This is a genomic window from Brevibacillus sp. MS2.2 (assembly GCF_013284345.1).
Lineage (GTDB): Bacteria > Bacillota > Bacilli > Brevibacillales > Brevibacillaceae > Brevibacillus > Brevibacillus brevis_C.
The window spans coordinates 1-16,442 of the sequence record NZ_JABSUZ010000009.1 but is presented as its reverse complement, the minus strand read 5'-3'; the positions used below and the strand labels follow the sequence as shown (position 1 = coordinate 16,442).

Annotated in this window: 18 protein-coding genes; 16 read left to right on the top strand and 2 right to left on the bottom strand. The window is 50.4% G+C overall.

Going from position 1 to position 16,442, the window contains the following annotated elements; genetic code table 11:
- Positions 1-57 precede the first annotated feature (57 nt).
- Positions 58-1,128, top strand: coding sequence for a CapA family protein (locus HP568_RS10340; protein WP_173629024.1), 1,071 nt, complete (start codon positions 58-60; stop codon positions 1,126-1,128).
- Here the strand turns inward: HP568_RS10340 and HP568_RS10335 are convergent.
- Complete coding sequence (locus tag HP568_RS10335) at positions 1,115-1,531, bottom strand: GNAT family N-acetyltransferase (RefSeq protein ID WP_173629023.1); 417 nt, start codon at positions 1,529-1,531, stop codon at positions 1,115-1,117. The genes HP568_RS10340 and HP568_RS10335 overlap by 14 nt on opposite strands.
- Before the next feature lie 122 nt (positions 1,532-1,653).
- Between HP568_RS10335 and HP568_RS10330 the strand changes: the two genes are divergently transcribed.
- The 3 genes from HP568_RS10330 (at position 1,654) to HP568_RS29525 (ending at position 3,648) form a co-directional block, all read left to right on the top strand.
- Positions 1,654-3,036, top strand: coding sequence for an aminotransferase-like domain-containing protein (locus HP568_RS10330; RefSeq protein ID WP_048034405.1), 1,383 nt, complete (start codon positions 1,654-1,656; stop codon positions 3,034-3,036).
- Between the two features lie 61 nt (positions 3,037-3,097).
- On the top strand, positions 3,098-3,484 hold the full coding sequence (locus tag HP568_RS10325; protein ID WP_039961596.1) for a VOC family protein: 387 nt from the start codon (positions 3,098-3,100) through the stop codon (positions 3,482-3,484).
- Positions 3,481-3,648: a hypothetical protein gene (locus tag HP568_RS29525; RefSeq protein WP_201265901.1), complete on the top strand. Its 168-nt coding sequence runs from the start codon at positions 3,481-3,483 to the stop codon at positions 3,646-3,648. Before HP568_RS10325 ends, HP568_RS29525 begins: the two co-directional genes overlap by 4 nt.
- A 279-nt stretch (positions 3,649-3,927) precedes the next feature.
- On the opposite strand, the gene HP568_RS10320 is transcribed toward HP568_RS29525, so the two are convergent.
- Positions 3,928-4,299: a hypothetical protein gene (locus tag HP568_RS10320; protein ID WP_173629022.1), complete on the bottom strand. Its 372-nt coding sequence runs from the start codon at positions 4,297-4,299 to the stop codon at positions 3,928-3,930.
- 117 nt (positions 4,300-4,416) lie between these two features.
- On the opposite strand from HP568_RS10320, the gene HP568_RS10315 reads away from it, so the two are divergent.
- The 12 genes from HP568_RS10315 to HP568_RS10260 form a co-directional block, all read left to right on the top strand.
- Positions 4,417-5,094 (top strand): TetR/AcrR family transcriptional regulator, encoded by a 678-nt coding sequence (locus tag HP568_RS10315; protein WP_173629021.1) that lies wholly within the window; start codon positions 4,417-4,419, stop codon positions 5,092-5,094.
- Positions 5,087-6,031, top strand: a complete 945-nt coding sequence (locus HP568_RS10310) for a phosphotransferase family protein (protein ID WP_173629020.1) — start codon at positions 5,087-5,089, stop codon at positions 6,029-6,031. Before HP568_RS10315 ends, HP568_RS10310 begins: the two co-directional genes overlap by 8 nt.
- A gap of 165 nt (positions 6,032-6,196) precedes the next feature.
- Positions 6,197-7,945: an ABC transporter substrate-binding protein gene (locus HP568_RS10305; RefSeq protein ID WP_173629019.1), complete on the top strand. Its 1,749-nt coding sequence runs from the start codon at positions 6,197-6,199 to the stop codon at positions 7,943-7,945.
- Positions 7,946-8,032: 87 nt separating this feature from the next.
- The gene (locus tag HP568_RS10300; RefSeq protein ID WP_173629018.1) at positions 8,033-8,989 is read left to right on the top strand and encodes an ABC transporter permease; all 957 of its coding nucleotides are present in this window, start codon (positions 8,033-8,035) and stop codon (positions 8,987-8,989) included.
- Positions 8,990-9,000: 11 nt separating this feature from the next.
- Positions 9,001-9,927 carry an oligopeptide ABC transporter permease gene (gene opp4C, locus HP568_RS10295; RefSeq protein ID WP_048034399.1) on the top strand — a complete coding sequence of 309 codons (927 nt, stop codon included), beginning with the start codon at positions 9,001-9,003 and terminating at the stop codon, positions 9,925-9,927.
- Positions 9,928-10,237: 310 nt separating this feature from the next.
- The gene (locus tag HP568_RS10290; RefSeq protein WP_173629017.1) at positions 10,238-11,224 is read left to right on the top strand and encodes an ABC transporter ATP-binding protein; all 987 of its coding nucleotides are present in this window, start codon (positions 10,238-10,240) and stop codon (positions 11,222-11,224) included.
- Positions 11,214-12,179: an ABC transporter ATP-binding protein gene (locus HP568_RS10285; protein ID WP_304650853.1), complete on the top strand. Its 966-nt coding sequence runs from the start codon at positions 11,214-11,216 to the stop codon at positions 12,177-12,179. The genes HP568_RS10290 and HP568_RS10285 overlap by 11 nt, the downstream gene beginning before the upstream one ends.
- Before the next feature lie 336 nt (positions 12,180-12,515).
- Positions 12,516-12,710 (top strand): YezD family protein, encoded by a 195-nt coding sequence (locus tag HP568_RS10280; RefSeq protein WP_048034396.1) that lies wholly within the window; start codon positions 12,516-12,518, stop codon positions 12,708-12,710.
- Positions 12,711-12,746: 36 nt separating this feature from the next.
- A complete protein-coding gene (locus HP568_RS10275; protein ID WP_048034395.1) occupies positions 12,747-13,028 on the top strand; it encodes a DUF2325 domain-containing protein in 282 nt (93 codons plus the stop codon).
- A 223-nt stretch (positions 13,029-13,251) separates the two neighbouring features.
- Complete coding sequence (locus tag HP568_RS10270) at positions 13,252-14,895, top strand: peptide ABC transporter substrate-binding protein (protein WP_173629016.1); 1,644 nt, start codon at positions 13,252-13,254, stop codon at positions 14,893-14,895.
- Between the two features lie 70 nt (positions 14,896-14,965).
- Positions 14,966-15,856 carry a serine hydrolase gene (locus HP568_RS10265; RefSeq protein WP_173629015.1) on the top strand — a complete coding sequence of 297 codons (891 nt, stop codon included), beginning with the start codon at positions 14,966-14,968 and terminating at the stop codon, positions 15,854-15,856.
- Positions 15,857-15,861: 5 nt separating this feature from the next.
- Positions 15,862-16,442, top strand: a 581-nt coding sequence (locus tag HP568_RS10260; RefSeq protein WP_173629014.1) for a serine hydrolase domain-containing protein, incomplete at its 3' end; no start/stop codon positions are given.

Sequence of the window (16,442 nt, the reverse complement as noted above, 5' to 3'; positions counted from 1 at the left end):
CTTCACATCCCACGCCTTCTAGAATGAAAGCAAAAAAGAGGGATGGGCGATAGCGGTATGAAGATTGAACGATGGAAGCACGCCGTAATTGTGGTGGCTGCTGCGATGCTCTGTGTTGCGATGGGAACGGAATCTGTCGCCGTCCAGGCGAGCAGCGAAGGGGAGGTGCAGGAACAGGAACAGGATTCCATCCAGGTAGCGTTTGTCGGGGATATGATTTTGGATAAGAGCGTCGGGAATCAGATCGGGCGGTACGGCGTAGATTATCCGTTTCAAAAAACAGCAGATTTTCTCAAGCAGGCAGATTTGACGATTGGTAATCTGGAGACACCAGTCAGTACGCGGGGACGTCCGGAGAAAAAGGAATATACCTATCGTGCGAAGCCAGAGACGTTGCAGGGGCTCGTGAATGCGGGCTTTGACGTGGTCAACCTGGCGAATAATCATTCGCTGGATTACGGGATGGACGCGCTCTATGACACGATGGAGCACCTGAAAAAGGCGAAAATTGGTTACGTGGGGGCGGGGAAAAACGAAGGAGAAGCATTCGCACCCTACATCCAAACGATCAAGGGGAAACGTGTGGCAGTCATCGGGATCAGCCGTGTCCTTCCGAATGAGCGTTGGTATGCACGAAAAAATAAGCCAGGTCTAGCCCATGCCTACTCTTATGAGCCGATGCTGTCCTATGTAAAAAAGGCAGTGGCGGAGTCAGACATTACGATTGCAGTCATGCACTGGAATTTGGAATATAAGGACTACCCAGAAGAATATGCGCGTGAGATGGCGAAAAAGCTGATCGACAGCGGGGTGGATGCCATTGTCGGGTCGCACAGCCATTCGATCATGGGTGTCGAGTTTTATAAAAAGGCGCCGATCTACTACAGCGTAGGGAATTTTGTGTTTACTACCTCGCGCAATCCCAAAGGTCGCGAAGCCATGATGGTCCACCTGACGTTTACAAAAGACGGGAGCAAGAGCCGTGTGATCCCGGTGAAGCTCACGAACGGTCAGCCTGCTCCGATGGACGAGAAAAACAAAAAGAGGATCTTCGAAAAGCTCAACCGCATTTCCTATGGAGCGAGCATATCCGAAAAAGGGGACGTAAGCGAGTCTAAGCCTCAATAACGAGTCGCCGCATCATTTCTCTTCGTGTGAAACCATACTGTTCGTATAAGCCGTGAGCATCCCGAGTACCGAGTATCATGCTCGTATCACGGATGTCTGGATGCTCCACCATCACTTCCATGAGCCATTTGCTCAATCCCTTGCCTCGATGCCCCGGATCGACGAAGACATCACACACCCAGGAAATTGTCGCGTAATCACTCACGACCCGGACGAACCCAGCCTGTCCATCCTCACTATACAAGCCGAAGCAGAGTGAATTTTCGATACTTTTGATGATCATTTCCTTGGAGCGTTCAGACGCCCAGTACGTTGTCGACAGCCAATTGCTGATGCGCTCGATATCGAGTAATGCTTTCTCATCACTGATTTTGTAAGGCAGTGTCGCGTGTCTTGCTTCCATCTGTATCCCTCCGTATTTGTATTTACTCCATTGCTTACGATTCACTATACTCAAGGGACTAGGGCGCATAAAGGAGAGAAAAGTGAATCTGTACCCACACAGATGACGGGGGAGTGAACGGGATGAAGAATAAATACGAAGTGGTGAAAGACAGCATCAAAGAACAGCTTCACAACCATACAATCAAGCCAGGGGAGAAGCTGCCGTCGATTCGTAACGCATCCGAGCGCTGGTCGTGCAGTTTGAATACCGCGATACGGGCGTATCAAGAGCTGGAGAAGGAGCATTTGATTTATTCCATACCCAAAAGCGGTTATTACGCGGTCCTTCGCCCTCTTCAAAGTGCGAGTTTTCCAGAGGAGCGAATCGATTTTACCGCAGCCAGCCCCGACTCAGAAGTCATGCCATTCAAAGATTTCCAGCATTGTCTAAACCGCGCGATTGAATTGTATGAGGACCAGTTGTTCTCCTATTCGGACCCCCAGGGCTTTTTCTCCTTGCGCCGGGCATTGGAGAGCCATCTCGCCCAATCACAAGTGTTTGCATCCCCTTCGCAAATTTGCGTCGTTTCGGGAGCTCAGCAAGCGCTGCATCTACTCGCCTCCATGCCGTTTCCAAATGGAAAGAGTGTAGTACTGGTCGAGCAGCCCACCTTTCACGGCATGCTGCGTTCACTCGAGCTGTTGGGAGTTACCGTTCTGGGCATCCAGCGGACTGCGGCAGGCATCGATATGGATGAGCTGGAGCGGCATTTCCGCAACAACCAAATCAAGTTTTTCTACACGGTTCCCCGGTTTCACAATCCGTTGGGGACAAGCTATACAACGGAGCAAAAGAAACAAATCGCCAAGCTGGCTCAGCGCTACGATGTATACATCGTCGAGGATGACTTTCTGGCGGACATGGAAACGAGTCTGAAGGCAGACCCGATCTACAGCTACGATCAATCAGGTCGAGTCCTGTACGTCAAAAGCTTTTCTAAGATCATGCTGCCCGGACTTCGATTGGCGACAGTCGTCTTGCCCCCTTCCGTGATGGAAACGTTCCGGTTATTTAAAGCATCGTGCGATTCCAGTACGGCTGTCTTGTCTCAGGCGGCTTTGGAGCTCTATTTGAATTGCGGGATGTACGACCATCATGCTGCCCTCGTGCGGGAACGTTATCGCTTGCGCATGGAGACGCTGGCCGAGTGCTGTCGGCGTTATCTTCCACCACAGCTTCACGCGCAAATCGGAACAGGCGGGATTTTTTCGAGAGTGCTGCTTCCCGATGAGCTGGACGCCCATGATATTATCGCCGCGCTACACCAGCAAAACGTGCGGCTTATGTCTACGAACCAGAGCTATTTACCTACCTTCCCGCGTGAAAACGGGTTGCGGATTAGTATTATCCAAACAGATGCTGATAAGATAGAGAGAGGGATCGCCCTGTTAGCAGAGACGGCTACTGGACTTTTGCAGAAGCAAAGAAAAGAGGGGCAGTGGCGGATCATTGATTGGATCTAGTGGTTATGCATATTTGAGGAATGGGCAGAATGGAGACGTATATCATCACGAAAAGGAGTGATTGTCAGTGCAAGCTATCACTACGTTTTTCATGTTCCACGGACAAGCGGAAGAAGCGATGAAGTTTTACACTTCTATTTTTGATCGCTCTGAAATCAAGCAGGTCATGCATCACGAGAATGGACAAGTCCTGCACGCTACCTTTACATTAAAAGACCAGACCTTCATGTGTATCGATAATACAAACGGTGACTATCATGCCTTTACTCCGGCGATTTCGTTGTTTGTGGACTGCGATACAGAGGAAGAGGTCGACCGGGTTTTTGGACAGCTTTCCTCGGATGGACAAGTACTCATGCCGCTTGGACAATATCCGTTCAGTGAAAAGTTCGGATGGGTTCAAGATCGTTACGGATTATCGTGGCAGATTAATTTGCCGAAAAGATGATAGTTGAAAAGCCGGTACACCTCTTGGTACCGGCTAACTTTTTGCCTTTTTATCGTTGCTGTAGTGGGGGAAGAAGCGAATTTCCAGTCTACGCTTCGGCCTACGCCCTGCAAGGGGTAGCACTGTCCGCTGCGGAAAAAATGGCGGGAGCGCTTCAAACGTAGAAGTTTCGAGGAGGCCATTCATAAGTGAAGCTGAAATTCCCCGCCATTTTTTCCTACGCTAGGGCGGGCTCCAGAGGCGCTTGGACTGGAAATTCGCTTCTTCCTGCGTTAACTTGCAAAACGTTTTAAACCCACGAAAGAATCCACAGCTGTCCGGAAGCACTGTCACATGTTTGGAAGGAGACCGCCCGAACGAAGAGAGGATACAGGCGACTGGAAAACATGTGGCAGGGCTTCTCCCGACCACAACAGCAGGAAAATCTCCATCTTGCAGTATGTCTACATCGTCATCAACTGACGAAAACTACGACGATAGCTCCACAGTAAATACACTTCCAAAACCGTGACAATCAGTCCTATAGCAAGCATGTCGGGATCGACAAACAGGTGGAACGTCAAGATGTTGACAGCAAGCGGAGCGGTGGCGGTTAGAGCCAGTGGGACGAAGCGGTTGGTCAGGAACAGCAATCCACAGATGATTTCGACGGTTTTGACCAGAACCAGCAAATACCCTTTCAAAAGCTCCATGGCAGCAGGACTGGTTGGAAAGATAGGCTCGAATCCAAACAAGACAATGTAACCATTCACACCTGCTCCAAGCAAAATCAATCCAAGGATGATACGGGCGAATACGGGTAATGTCCTTGCCATCAAGCATCACTTCCTTGTAGTGGAATAGGGCTGATGAAGTCTTCGAGGAAAGTATAACTCCACTTTGACCACCTGGTCAATATGCATTATGATAGGAAAAAGAAGAACGGATAGAAGGTGACGGACATAAAAGGAATCTGGCAAGACGAAACGCTGGAGCCGAACAAGCGAAAGCTGTTGGATGCGGCCCTTGTTGAATTTTCCGCGAAAGGCTACGAACGAGGCTCCACCAATCAAATCGTCCAGAACGCAGGCGTATCAAAGGGGATGCTGTTCCACTTTTTCGGGAATAAAAAGGGTCTGTTTCTCGCGATTGTGGATGCTTGTATCGAACGTTTTTTTGCTTGTATACAGGCGCGAATGGAAACGGCGCCGCAAGATTTTTTTGCACGATTTCTCCATGTCCATCAAGCAAAAATGGCCCTTTTTGCCGAGGAACCGGCTATTTATCAAATGGCAGTTGCGACCTTTTTCGATTATCCCGAGGAATGTCGGGCTGAGATCGAAGACAGAGAGGCACAGTTCAATGCGCGATATCTTCCCTTGTTTCTGGATCAAGTCGATACGTCATTGATCAAAGCGCAGTTCGATCCACAGAAGGCGCTGCATTTTTTGCTGTCGGCTGTAGAGGCATTGACGCAAAAGTATGTCCGCGAAAACTACGACGTCAGCGATAAAGGCTTTGCACATGTCCAATCCTTTTTTGCGGAATTAGAATCGTACATGGACATGATGAAGGTAGGGCTGTACAAACAATCAGACAGTGGAGCACAAAGGGGAAAAAATAATGGATGAGAAATGGACGCGCCTGGTACAAAACATGAACCCGTCAGCCAAGCTCCTTCGTGCATGGGAGCTAAAAGGCGGGATTTCTGCACAGGTCACCGCACTAGAAATGGAGACCCCTGAAGGCATGAAGAAAAAAGTAGTCGTCCGCGAGCACGGTCAGGCTGACCTCAAGCGAAATCCGCAGATCGCATCGGATGAATTCAAACTTTTGCAAATACTGAAGTCCGCTGGCTTGCCTACTCCAACGCCCTATCATCTCGAAGCATCCAGCGATCTGTTTCCCACGCCGTGCCTTGTCATCGAATTCATAGAAGGACGGACAGTCACTGCTCCAGCCGACTTGTCCAGCTTTTTACAGCAAGTAGCTACGGTGCTGACTCGCATCCATTCGGTAGACGCTTCTGGGCTGGCGCAAACTTATTTGCCGAAACAAGAAGAAGCGATAACGGAAAAGCTCCACAAAAGACCTGCGATCCTGGACAAATCATTGGATGAGGGATTCATTCGTGAAGTGCTGGAGTCCGTTTGGCCGCTGCCCCAAGCGAATGCAGTATCCCTTTTGCATGGTGATTTCTGGCCGGGAAATACGATGTGGAAGGAAGAAAAACTGGCTGCTGTTATCGACTGGGAGGACGCTTCGATCGGCGACCCCTTATCTGATCTCGGCAATGCCAGACTGGAGATTTTGTGGGCATTTGGAGTGGAGGCCATGCATGTTTTTACCCTTCACTATCAATCTGCCAGCAAGGCACTCGATTATACCCAGCTTCCGTATTGGGATTTGTGTGCGGCACTACGACCAGCTTCGAGCCTATCTGATTGGGGATTGGAAAAAAGGGTAGAGGAAACCATGCGTGAGCGACATTCTCTATTCGTGATGCAGGCATGTGAAAAACTAGGCATCCCGTATAAAAGACATGCCACTTATGAAAGCCTCGAATAATCGGGGCTTTTTTTGTTTGGAAAAAACTGTTGACCGATTCGGTATAGATACCTATAATCTAATTCATAGTAAACAGGTAAGAATTATAAGTTATTATCTTTTGATCCGACCGGACCACCGGAGGAGCTGGTTTCACTGAGTGAGTGGATATGAAGGAGGATCACCATGAAAAAAAGGCTTTCGCAAATCATTTCAACTTTGCTGCTAGGGACGCTACTGGTCACAGGTTGCAGCTCCGAAGGCAGTGCGCCGGCTACCTCGACACAAACGGCGACTCCGTCGAACGAAGCATCAGCACCTGCTGCCAGCAAGGTGCAAGACATAAAAGACGGCATCAATTTGGCTACGGATTTATCCAAGCTGCCGGAAGCAGCCGCCAAAAGGACCGATACATTCATTGCGGGGCTGACGGAGCCAGGCGGCGTGTTTAACCCGTTTTTTTACCACAACGGCTATGATGGCAACGTCTCCTCCGCGATCTTCGAATCACTGGTGGATGTCGATGCGACAGGGAAGCCAGTACCCAAGCTCGCGGCAAAATGGGACGTATCTCCTGACCAGCTCACGTATACGTTCCACCTGAGACCGAATCTGAAATTCAGTGATGGGTCACCGCTGACGGCAGAGGATGTAGCCTTTACACTGACGATTCTGCACGACAAAACGTACGATGGCGAGACGGACATTTTTGTAGCAAGTATCAAAGGTGGTCGTGAATACAAGGAAGGCAAAGCGAACACGATCGAAGGAATCAAGGTGATTGATCCACAGACAATCCAGATCACGACGGAGAAAGTGAACGCCAAATCTCTCGTCCTGTTAGGCGGGCAGGTACTCTCCAAAGCATACTACGGCAAGGAGTACAAACCAGGTAATCTGGAGTATCTCCGCACCTTGCACGGCAAGCCTCTGGGAGCTGGACCTTACAAATTCGAGGCGTACATTCCTGGTCAAGAAGTCCGCTATCTCGCAAACGAGCACTATTACGCGGGCAAGCCGCAAGTCGAGCACTTTATTTACAAGACGACAGAGGGCGACGCATTGCAGTTTATCCAGACAGGGGAAATGGATTACAACTCCTTTACCGTCAACTCGGATAACATTGAGCAGTTGCAAGAGCTGGGATATGTCAATATCAATCTGTACACATCCAGTGCCTATTCGTACATCAAGTTCAATCATTCCAAGCCATTTTTCAAAGACAAGCGCGTCCGCCAAGCCTTCATCTACGGACTGGATCGCCAAAAGATTCTGGACTTGACCTACCAAGGATACGCACAAGTCGCCAATGTACCGATCAGTCCAGTTTCGTGGGCCTATACGGAGGATGTCAATCCGTACGCCTACAATCCGGAAAAGGCGAAGCAACTCCTGGATGAAGCGGGCTGGAAGCCGGGCGCGGACGGCATCCGTGAAAAAGACGGACAGAAGCTGATCGTGCATTACTACACGACAAAAGGAAAACTGGGAGAGGTTCTGATTCCGATTGCCAAAGAAAACTACAAAGAGCTGGGCATCCAGTTTGAAGCAGAAATGATGGACTACAACGCCGTTTTGGCACGGACGGAAAAAGGCGATCATGACCTCGCTTCGTTCTCGACCACGATGCTGATCGATCCAGATGACGGTGTAGACGCCTTCTCGACGAAAAAGGGCAAGAGCGGATTTACCGGAACGAATGGCTACTCCAATGCCAAAGTAGACGAATTGCTGGAAGCAGGTCTATCTACACTGGACATCGAGAAGCGCAAAGCGATCTACAAAGACCTGTACAAAGAGCTGAGCGATGACCCACCGTACATCTTCCTCGGCTACCGCAAAATTTTGTCTGCGCACAACGGCAAGATCAAGGGCTTGGAGCCGAATCCGTTCACGGGCATTTCGACCAGCCTGCCTGGCATCAAAATCGAGTAACGAGTTTGAGTAACTGACTCACGAATGTTGTGCCCGGCCCTGGGGCTGGGCTTTCTTTTTTTCCCCAAGCATGAAAGGAGGCCAACGATGACGTCCTACTTCCTAAAAAGGATATTTTACATGGCGTTGACGATCTTCGGCGCATCCATTTTGATTTTTATCCTGTATGCCCTAACGCCCGGTGATTTCGTCGATACGAGTCCCAAGCTGACAGCCGAACGAAAGCTGGAGCTAAAAGCGATGTACGGGCTGGATAAGCCTGTCGTCGAACGGTATTTCATCTGGATGAAAAACGCCCTCCAAGGCGATTTTGGTTATTCCCTGCAATACCAACAGCCGGTGATGTCTCTATTGAACGATTACATCTGGAATTCGTTTTTGCTGGCGATTACCTCCACCTTTTTTACGTGGCTGATCGCGATTTCAATCGGAGTTCTGTCTGCTGCAAGGCAACATTCCTGGTTCGATGCGCTTGTGACGATCGGTGTTTTTGCTGCGATGTCGCTGCCTGTCTTTTTCGTTGGACTACTGTTTATCAAGTTGTTTGCCGTTGATGCCAAGCTGTTTCCCGCAGGGGGCATGATGACGATCGGAAGCAAGGAAACAGGGCTCGCCTATGCGTGGGACGTGGTTCAGCACATGTTTTTGCCTGTGACAGTGCTGACTTTGCTGAGTGTGGGGACACTGACTCGCTATTTCCGCACGAACATGCTGGAGGTCATTCAACAAGACTTCGTGCGTACGGCCCGGGCAAAAGGACTGAAGGAAAAAGTCGTCCTGCACAAGCACGCGCTGCGTAACGCACTCCTGCCCGCCATTACACTACTAGGCTTTGAACTGCCGGCATTGTTCGGTGGGGCGATCATCACGGAAAAAATCTTTAACTGGCCCGGTGTCGGGCAGTTGTACATGCAGGCGTTTTCTGTACGGGACTACCCGCTCTTGATGGGCTTTACGATGTTCCTGGCGATTCTCACCGTCATCGGAAACTTATCTGCTGATTTGCTGTACAGAGTGGCTGACCCGCGGGTTCGGTTGAAATAGGAGGGAAAACGATGGCATCAACGGTAAGGGAAGTAGCGGAGGTGACGAGACCGGAGCAGGTAGCGTTGCGTTCTTCCTTGTGGCACGAGGCGTTTTTGCGACTGAAAAAGAAACGTCTGGCCATGGTTGGACTTGTGTTTTTACTCGTCATGGCAGTGGTATGTTTCATCGGTCCGTTTTTTTCTCCGTACGCATCCGGCAAGATTAATACGGCCATGATCAACAAGCCGCCAAGCTTCTCCCATTGGCTCGGGACGGACAGCTTGGGCAGAGACATTTTGACGCGGTTGATGCAAGCGGGCCGAATCTCATTGACAGTCGGCATCGCCTCTATGGTGCTCTCTGTATCTATTGGTGCCCTTCTCGGTGCACTGGCTGGCTTTTACCGCGGGTGGGTCGATCAAGTGATCATGCGCGTAGCAGATGTGCTCATGACCATTCCTGGTCTGCCGCTCTTGTTTATTATGGGCGCAGTCCTCTCCGAGTGGAAAATCCCGACCGACTACCGCATTTACATCGTCATGGTCATGCTGAGTCTGATCGGCTGGCCCGGCTTGGCGCGAATGGTCCGCAGCCAGATGCTCACCCTTCGTGAAAGTGAATTCATGCAAGCAGCAGAAGTACTCGGTCTGCGCGACAGACGCAAGCTATTCTTCCATTTACTGCCCAATCTGACACCGCTCTTGATAGTCGTTGCCACCTTGAACGTCGGTGGTGCGATTCTAAGTGAATCCGTCTTATCGTACTTCGGCCTCGGAGTCGTCCCGCCAACGCCGACGTGGGGCAACATGATGGATGCAGCGAACACCTTGATCGATTTTCAGAAAAGACCGTGGCTGTGGGTTCCTCCTGGGATTGCTATTTTTGCTACCGTGATTTCGATTAATTTGTTGGGAGATGGACTGCGGGATGCTTTGGACCCGAAGCAGAAGCGTTGAAGGGGTGTTTTGAATTGCTTTTACCTTCATGAACTTACTTTCAAGAGAATACTGAAGCAGCGAAGGGAGAAGGGATTTCCAGTCCAAGCGCCTCTGGAGCCCGCCCTAGCTTCGAAAAAAATGGCGGGGAATTTCAGCTTCACTTATGGACTACTTCCCCGAAACTTCAAGGTTTGAAGCGCTCCCGCCATTTTTTTCGAAGCGGACAGTGAATCCCGCTTGCGGGGCGTAGGCCGAAGCGTAGACTGGAAATCCCTTCTCCTCTCCACTACAGCTCCTTCAAATACAAGAAAAGGCAGGTGAGCCAAGCATGAATGCTCTAGTCGACATCAAAAATGTAAGTACCTACTTCAAGTCCGAACAAGGCGTGGTCAAAGCAGTCGATGCCCTCGATTTGCGCGTCTATGAAGGAGAGACCGTATGCATCGTAGGCGAGTCAGGCTGCGGCAAAAGCGCGGCAGCCATGTCATTGATGGGATTAATCCCAGAGGCGGTAGGCAGTATCGTTTCGGGTGAGATATGGTTTGCAGGCCGTGATCTGCGAAAAGTCAGCAAAGAAGAAATGCGCAAGCTCCGCGGCAATGAGCTGGCAATGATTTTTCAGGAGCCGATGTCGTCACTCAATCCTGTATTGACCATCGGTGAGCAGATCATGGAGCCGATCATGGAGCACCAGGGCATAAGCAAAAAAGCAGCCCAAGCGCGAGCTGTTGAGCTGATCGAGCTAGTCGGAATCCCGCGGGCAAAAGAAATCGCCAAATCGTACCCTCATGAATTGAGTGGAGGCATGCTGCAACGCATTATGATTGCCATCGCAATATCCTGCAATCCCCGCCTGCTGATCGCTGATGAGCCGACGACAGCTTTGGATGTGACCATTCAGGCGCAAATTCTCGATCTGCTGCGCAAAATCAAGGAGGAAGCCCAAACTGCGATTCTTTTTATCACACATGATCTGGGTGTCGTTGCAGAAATGGCCGATCATGTCGTCGTGATGTACGCAGGAAAAGTGGTAGAGGTGTCTCCTGTCGTCGAGCTGTTCGAGGAGCCGAAGCACCCGTACACACAAGGCTTGCTTCGCTCCAAGCCTGTGTTGAACCAACGCAGAGCCAAGCTGTATTCCATCCCTGGTCAAGTACCGAATCCGACGACACTCGGCGATTCCTGCTATTTTCTTGACCGCTGTGATCAGTGCTTGGACATTTGCCGGGTGAAGCAGCCACCTTTGCGCGATGGGGGAGACGGCAGAAAGGTCGCGTGCTGGCTGTATGAGGAGGAGATCGCCCGTGGACAATAATTTGCTGGAAGTGCGCCGATTGAAAAAATATTACCCGATTACCGGGGGGCTTTTAGGCAGGACGATCGGCCATGTAAAAGCGGTGGATGACGTCAGCTTTTCCATCCAAAAAGGGGAGACGTTCGGGCTGGTCGGCGAGTCCGGCAGCGGGAAAAGCACGACAGGTCGCACCATTCTGCGCCTTTTGGAAAAGACAGAGGGAGAAGTCCGTTTCCAGGGTATCGATGTGCACGCCTTGAATCGTCAAGAGCTTCGAGCTTTGCGCCCGCGGATGCAATATATTTTTCAAGACCCGTACAGCTCGCTGAATCCACGAGTCCGAATCGGTGAGGCACTGGGGGAAGCGCTGCTTGATCACGGGTTGCTCCCACAAGCAGAGGTCAGAGAAAGAGTTTTAGAGGTCATGGCTTTATGCGGATTGGCGCCGTATCATGTCGATCGGTATCCGCATGAGTTCTCGGGAGGTCAGCGCCAACGGATCGGTATCGCACGGGCCATTATGTTGAACCCTGATTTTATCGTCGCGGATGAGCCAGTATCTGCTCTGGATGTGTCGATCCAAGCCCAAATCATCAATTTGTTTGCAGATCTTCAGGAGCAAAAGAAGCTGACGTACTTATTTATTTCGCATGATTTGAGCGTCGTCGAGCATCTGTGCTCGAGGATCGGCGTCATGTATTTGGGGTCATTGCTCGAGCTGGCACCTCGGGATGAATTGTTTTTGGAGCCGCTCCACCCGTACACCAAAGCATTGCTCTCCTCTGTGCCGCTTCCGATCCCGAAGAAAAAGCGCGAACGCATCGTCCTGCAAGGAGACATGCCAAGTCCGGCAAATCCTCCAGCAGGGTGCAAATTCCACACGCGCTGCCCGTATGTGAAAGACATTTGCCGACAGGAAGTGCCTGCTTTTCGCGAGGTCAGCGCCGACAGATTTGTCGCCTGTCACTTGGTGTAAACGGAATCAATGGGGGAACGAAGAACGGCACGGGGCATTGACCGATAGCAGAAGCATATGGTAATATTTTCATATCATAGTAAATGCATCGGTTTTTAAATATTTAGCTGATCGGTCGACCGAAAGCTCCCGCGAGGACAAAGACAACCAAAGCTGTCTAGTTGCGCAGGGAGCTTTCCGTCAATCGAAGGAAAATGAGGTGAGAAGAGCCTCTTGCTGCCCAAACTGTTTGACATTGACGGTTATGGGGATCAAGAGGTATTATCAGATCACAAAACAAAGTAAATAGGTAGGAATAATGTATATTGATTTTGACGAAATAGGAGGGTGCTTCCCATGGCAAAAAATGAGATTCGCCTAGACGATTTCTTATTAGAGAAAATCGCGCGCGCACTGGATGGTCTGGAATACGGCTCCATACATATTGTGGTTCACGATTCACAGGTCGTTCAAATTGAGCGAACGGAAAAATACAGAATCCCGGCGGAAAAGCCTGAGGCAAAGATTTCGCAAGTGCGCACCGGAAAATAAAAGAAAAGGCGTGGAAAAAAGAGAGGAGGAAGGACTATGGCAGGCGTTCTTGTGGTAGGAGGAGATCGGGTAGCAGAAATCGAGAGCTTGTTGCAGAACAAAGGATTCGAGAATGTCTATCACGTATCAGGTCGCAAAAAATCCGATGTGAAGGCGACGATTCCTTCTGATACGGAGCTTGTTCTTGTCTTTATTAACTTTGTGAGTCACAGCTTGAGTAAAAATATAAAGAAGCTGGCGAAGCAAAAGCACGTCCCGATCGTTTTTTGCCGACGGTCATGTGATGCCGTAGCCATGTACGAACCAGCGATAAGCTAGAGAGGACTGCCCCCATATGCGCGAATGAATAGAAGTATTCAAGGATGAATACTTCTTTTTTGCGTGACAGAGACTACTGGTAGAAACTTGTTGGACCGACTCGGATAAAAGTATTCAGCAGGGAATAAAATCAACAAAAGAACAACCGAAAACACGAATGGCATAAAATTTGCAGAATATTTATTCAATAATCGGTTATCCGACTCAAACAGGGGGGTACAGCATGAAAAGACCAGTTGTCATGACAAGTCTCTTCGTTTTGCTTACGGGACTATTTGCAGGCTGTAGCAGCGGCAATACGCCGACTCAAACCGCACCAGACAACCAGCAGCAACCAGCGCCAGCACAGCAGGCAACTGTGCAGCCTGCGACAGAGCAGACGTTGCACATGAATGCCGCGGAGCCTGAAACACTTGATTCAGGCATGTCCAACGATGTGATTTCCGGTGCCTTTATCCGTTCGCTGTACGACGGGCTTGTTCGATTGGACAAGGATGGCAAGCCAGTCAATTCCGTTGCATCCGACATTCAAATATCGGAGGACAAAAAGGTGTACACCTTTACATTGCGCGACAGCAAATGGAGCAATGGCGACCCGGTTACGGCTCAAGACTTCGCCTTCGGCTGGATGCGCGTGCTCAATCCGAAGACAGCCAGCGGCTCCGCCTACAAGTACTATCCGATCAAAAATGCCCGTGCCTTTTTCGAAGGGAAGGCGAAAGCGGAGGATGTCGGCATCAAGGTCGTCAATGACAAGACGCTGCAAGTCACCTTGGAAAACCCCACCCCTTACTTCCTGACACTTGCGACCTTCTACTATCCGGTCAACCAAAAGGTGGTGGAGTCCAATCCCGATTGGGCGAAAAAGCCCGAGTCCATCGTGACCAATGGACCGTTCAAGCTGGTGAATTGGGAGCATAAAAACAAGATTGAGCTGGCCAAAAACGAGCACTATTGGGACAAAGAGGTCGTGAAGTTTAACGAAATCGAGTTTTCCATGATTGAAGATACCAATACAGAGCTGGAGCTGTTCAATAGCGGCGAGCTGGATTGGGCTGGCGGTCCGATTAGCGGACTGCCTGCGGATGCCATTGGAACGTTGCGCGACGAAGGCAAGCTGCAAACCATGCAACGTGCCACCAACTACTATCTCTTGTTCCAGACGGAGAAGCCACCATTTACGAATAGCAAAATCCGCAAAGCGTTTGCCTACGCGATCAACCGCAGCGACATCGCAGAAAACATCGGTCAGGCCGGACAGACGCCCTTGATGGGCTTCGTCCCACTTTCCGCCTCCCTGAAGCCAGAAGGATATTTCAAGGATAACGATGTGGAGACGGCGAAACAGTTATTGGCAGAAGGAATGAAGGAAGCGGGCATTACCAAGCTGCCCGAAATCACCTATCTTTACAATACCTCCGACCTGAACAAGAAGATTGCCGAAGCGTTGCAGGCTCAATGGAAGCAATCTCTCGGTGTGGATGTCAAGCTGATCAACAAAGAATTGAAGGTCATGTTTGACGATCAGGAGCAAGGGAAGTACATGATTTCCCGAACAGGCTGGACGGGAGATTACAACGACTCCGTCAACTTCCTGGAGCTCATGATGGAGAAGTACAGCTCCAACAACTCTACCTTCTGGTTTAGCGAGAAGTACGTAGAGCTGGTAAAGAAGGCGTACGCCGAGCCAGATGAGGCCAAACGTAATCAGTATCTGGTCGAAGCGGAGAGCATCCTGATGGAAGAAATGCCTGTCACAGGTGTGTACTCCAGCGTCAATTCATGGGTACAAAATGAAAAGGTAAAAGGCATCACAGTCGATCCGTTGGGCTACATCGACTTCAAGTGGGGATACAAAGAACAATAGCGCTGAAAAGAAATGGCCGACACAAAAATCCGTGTGTGGGCCGTTTCGCGAGCGATGGGGAGGAATATTCATGACATGGCAGCAAGCAGTAGAAAACGTGCTGAGGGAAGCACCCGGTATTTTTGGAATCGCAGCTGTGCATCTGGAAACAGGAGAGACAGCAGGGCATCTGGATGAAGAGTTGTTTCAACTGGCGAGTGCCTTCAAAATTCCGATCATGGTCACCTTGATGCGCGAGGTGGAAGCAGGACGAATCCGCCTCGACCAGCGCGTGACACTGAGATGGGAGGATCGCGTGCCGGGATCAGGCATTTTGCAAGAGCTGGATGCCGGAGCGGCCTTAACGGTCAAAGACTTGGCGACACTGATGACGATTGTGAGCGATAACTATGCGACGGACCAAATCATCGAGCTGATCGGTGGCATCGACAAGGTGAATGAGCACATGAATGAGCTGGGGCTTTCGCAGATTCATTTACGGCATAATTGCTGGGAGCTCCTCAACCACTGTGTAGGTATGAATGAGCCTACCCCTTCGCAGGCAGGGTTCGATGAGTTCATGCGACGGGAAGAGTCAGGCAATTACGAATTGATCCACGATGTATCGATGCCTACCCGTGATAATAACGTAGCGACACCAGCCGAGCTAAACCGCCTGCTTATCATGATTGCGCGAAAAGAAATTCTCACGGAAGACTCCTGCGAGCTGATGCTGGACATCATGCGTCGTCAGCATTACAACAGCCGTCTGCCGTACTTGTTGCCAGAAGGTACAAAGGTCGCGCATAAGACAGGGACCGTCAATGCTGTTGTCAATGATGCTGGCATCATTTATTTGCCCGAAGGAAAAGGGATGATTGCGATCACGGCACTATCACGTGGTGTGACTGACAAAGAAGCCGCAGAGCTTACCATCGCCCGTGTTGCAAAAGCGATTTATGAGCAAACGTTGGGGAGTTGATGAAAATGACGGCATGGAAGGAACAGTTCCAAAGGTATGCACAGCAACTGCTGGACGAGGCAAAGGCTCCGGGCGCCGCTATTGCTATTGCACGTGACGGTGAGCTTTTGTACGAGGGAACGTTCGGTTTTCGTGACAGAGAACAGCAACTGCCACTTTCCCTCGACACCGTTTTTGGCATCGCATCCATCACCAAATCGTTTACCTGCGTTGCGATTATGCAGTTGCAAGAGGCAGGCAAGCTGTCTGTCCACGACCCGGTCGTAAAATATTTGCCAGAGTTTCGGGCGGGCGATCACGAGCTGACAGCGCGCATGAAGATTCATCACTTCATGACACATACGCCTGGAATAGCGCCTATGCCTTACTTAGACGGCGCAATGAGGCGGAGTATGGAAAATGATCCTGCTGTCATTGGAACCAAGGCGGAGGAAGAACTGAAGACAGTGCCTTACCTGCATACGTACGAAGAAGTCATGGAAGCCATTGCTGGATTCGAAGGGGAGCCGCTCTCAGAGCCAGGGGGTGCCTTTAGCTACAATAACGATGCGTACGGGCTTTTGGGAGCGATCATTGAACGGGTCAG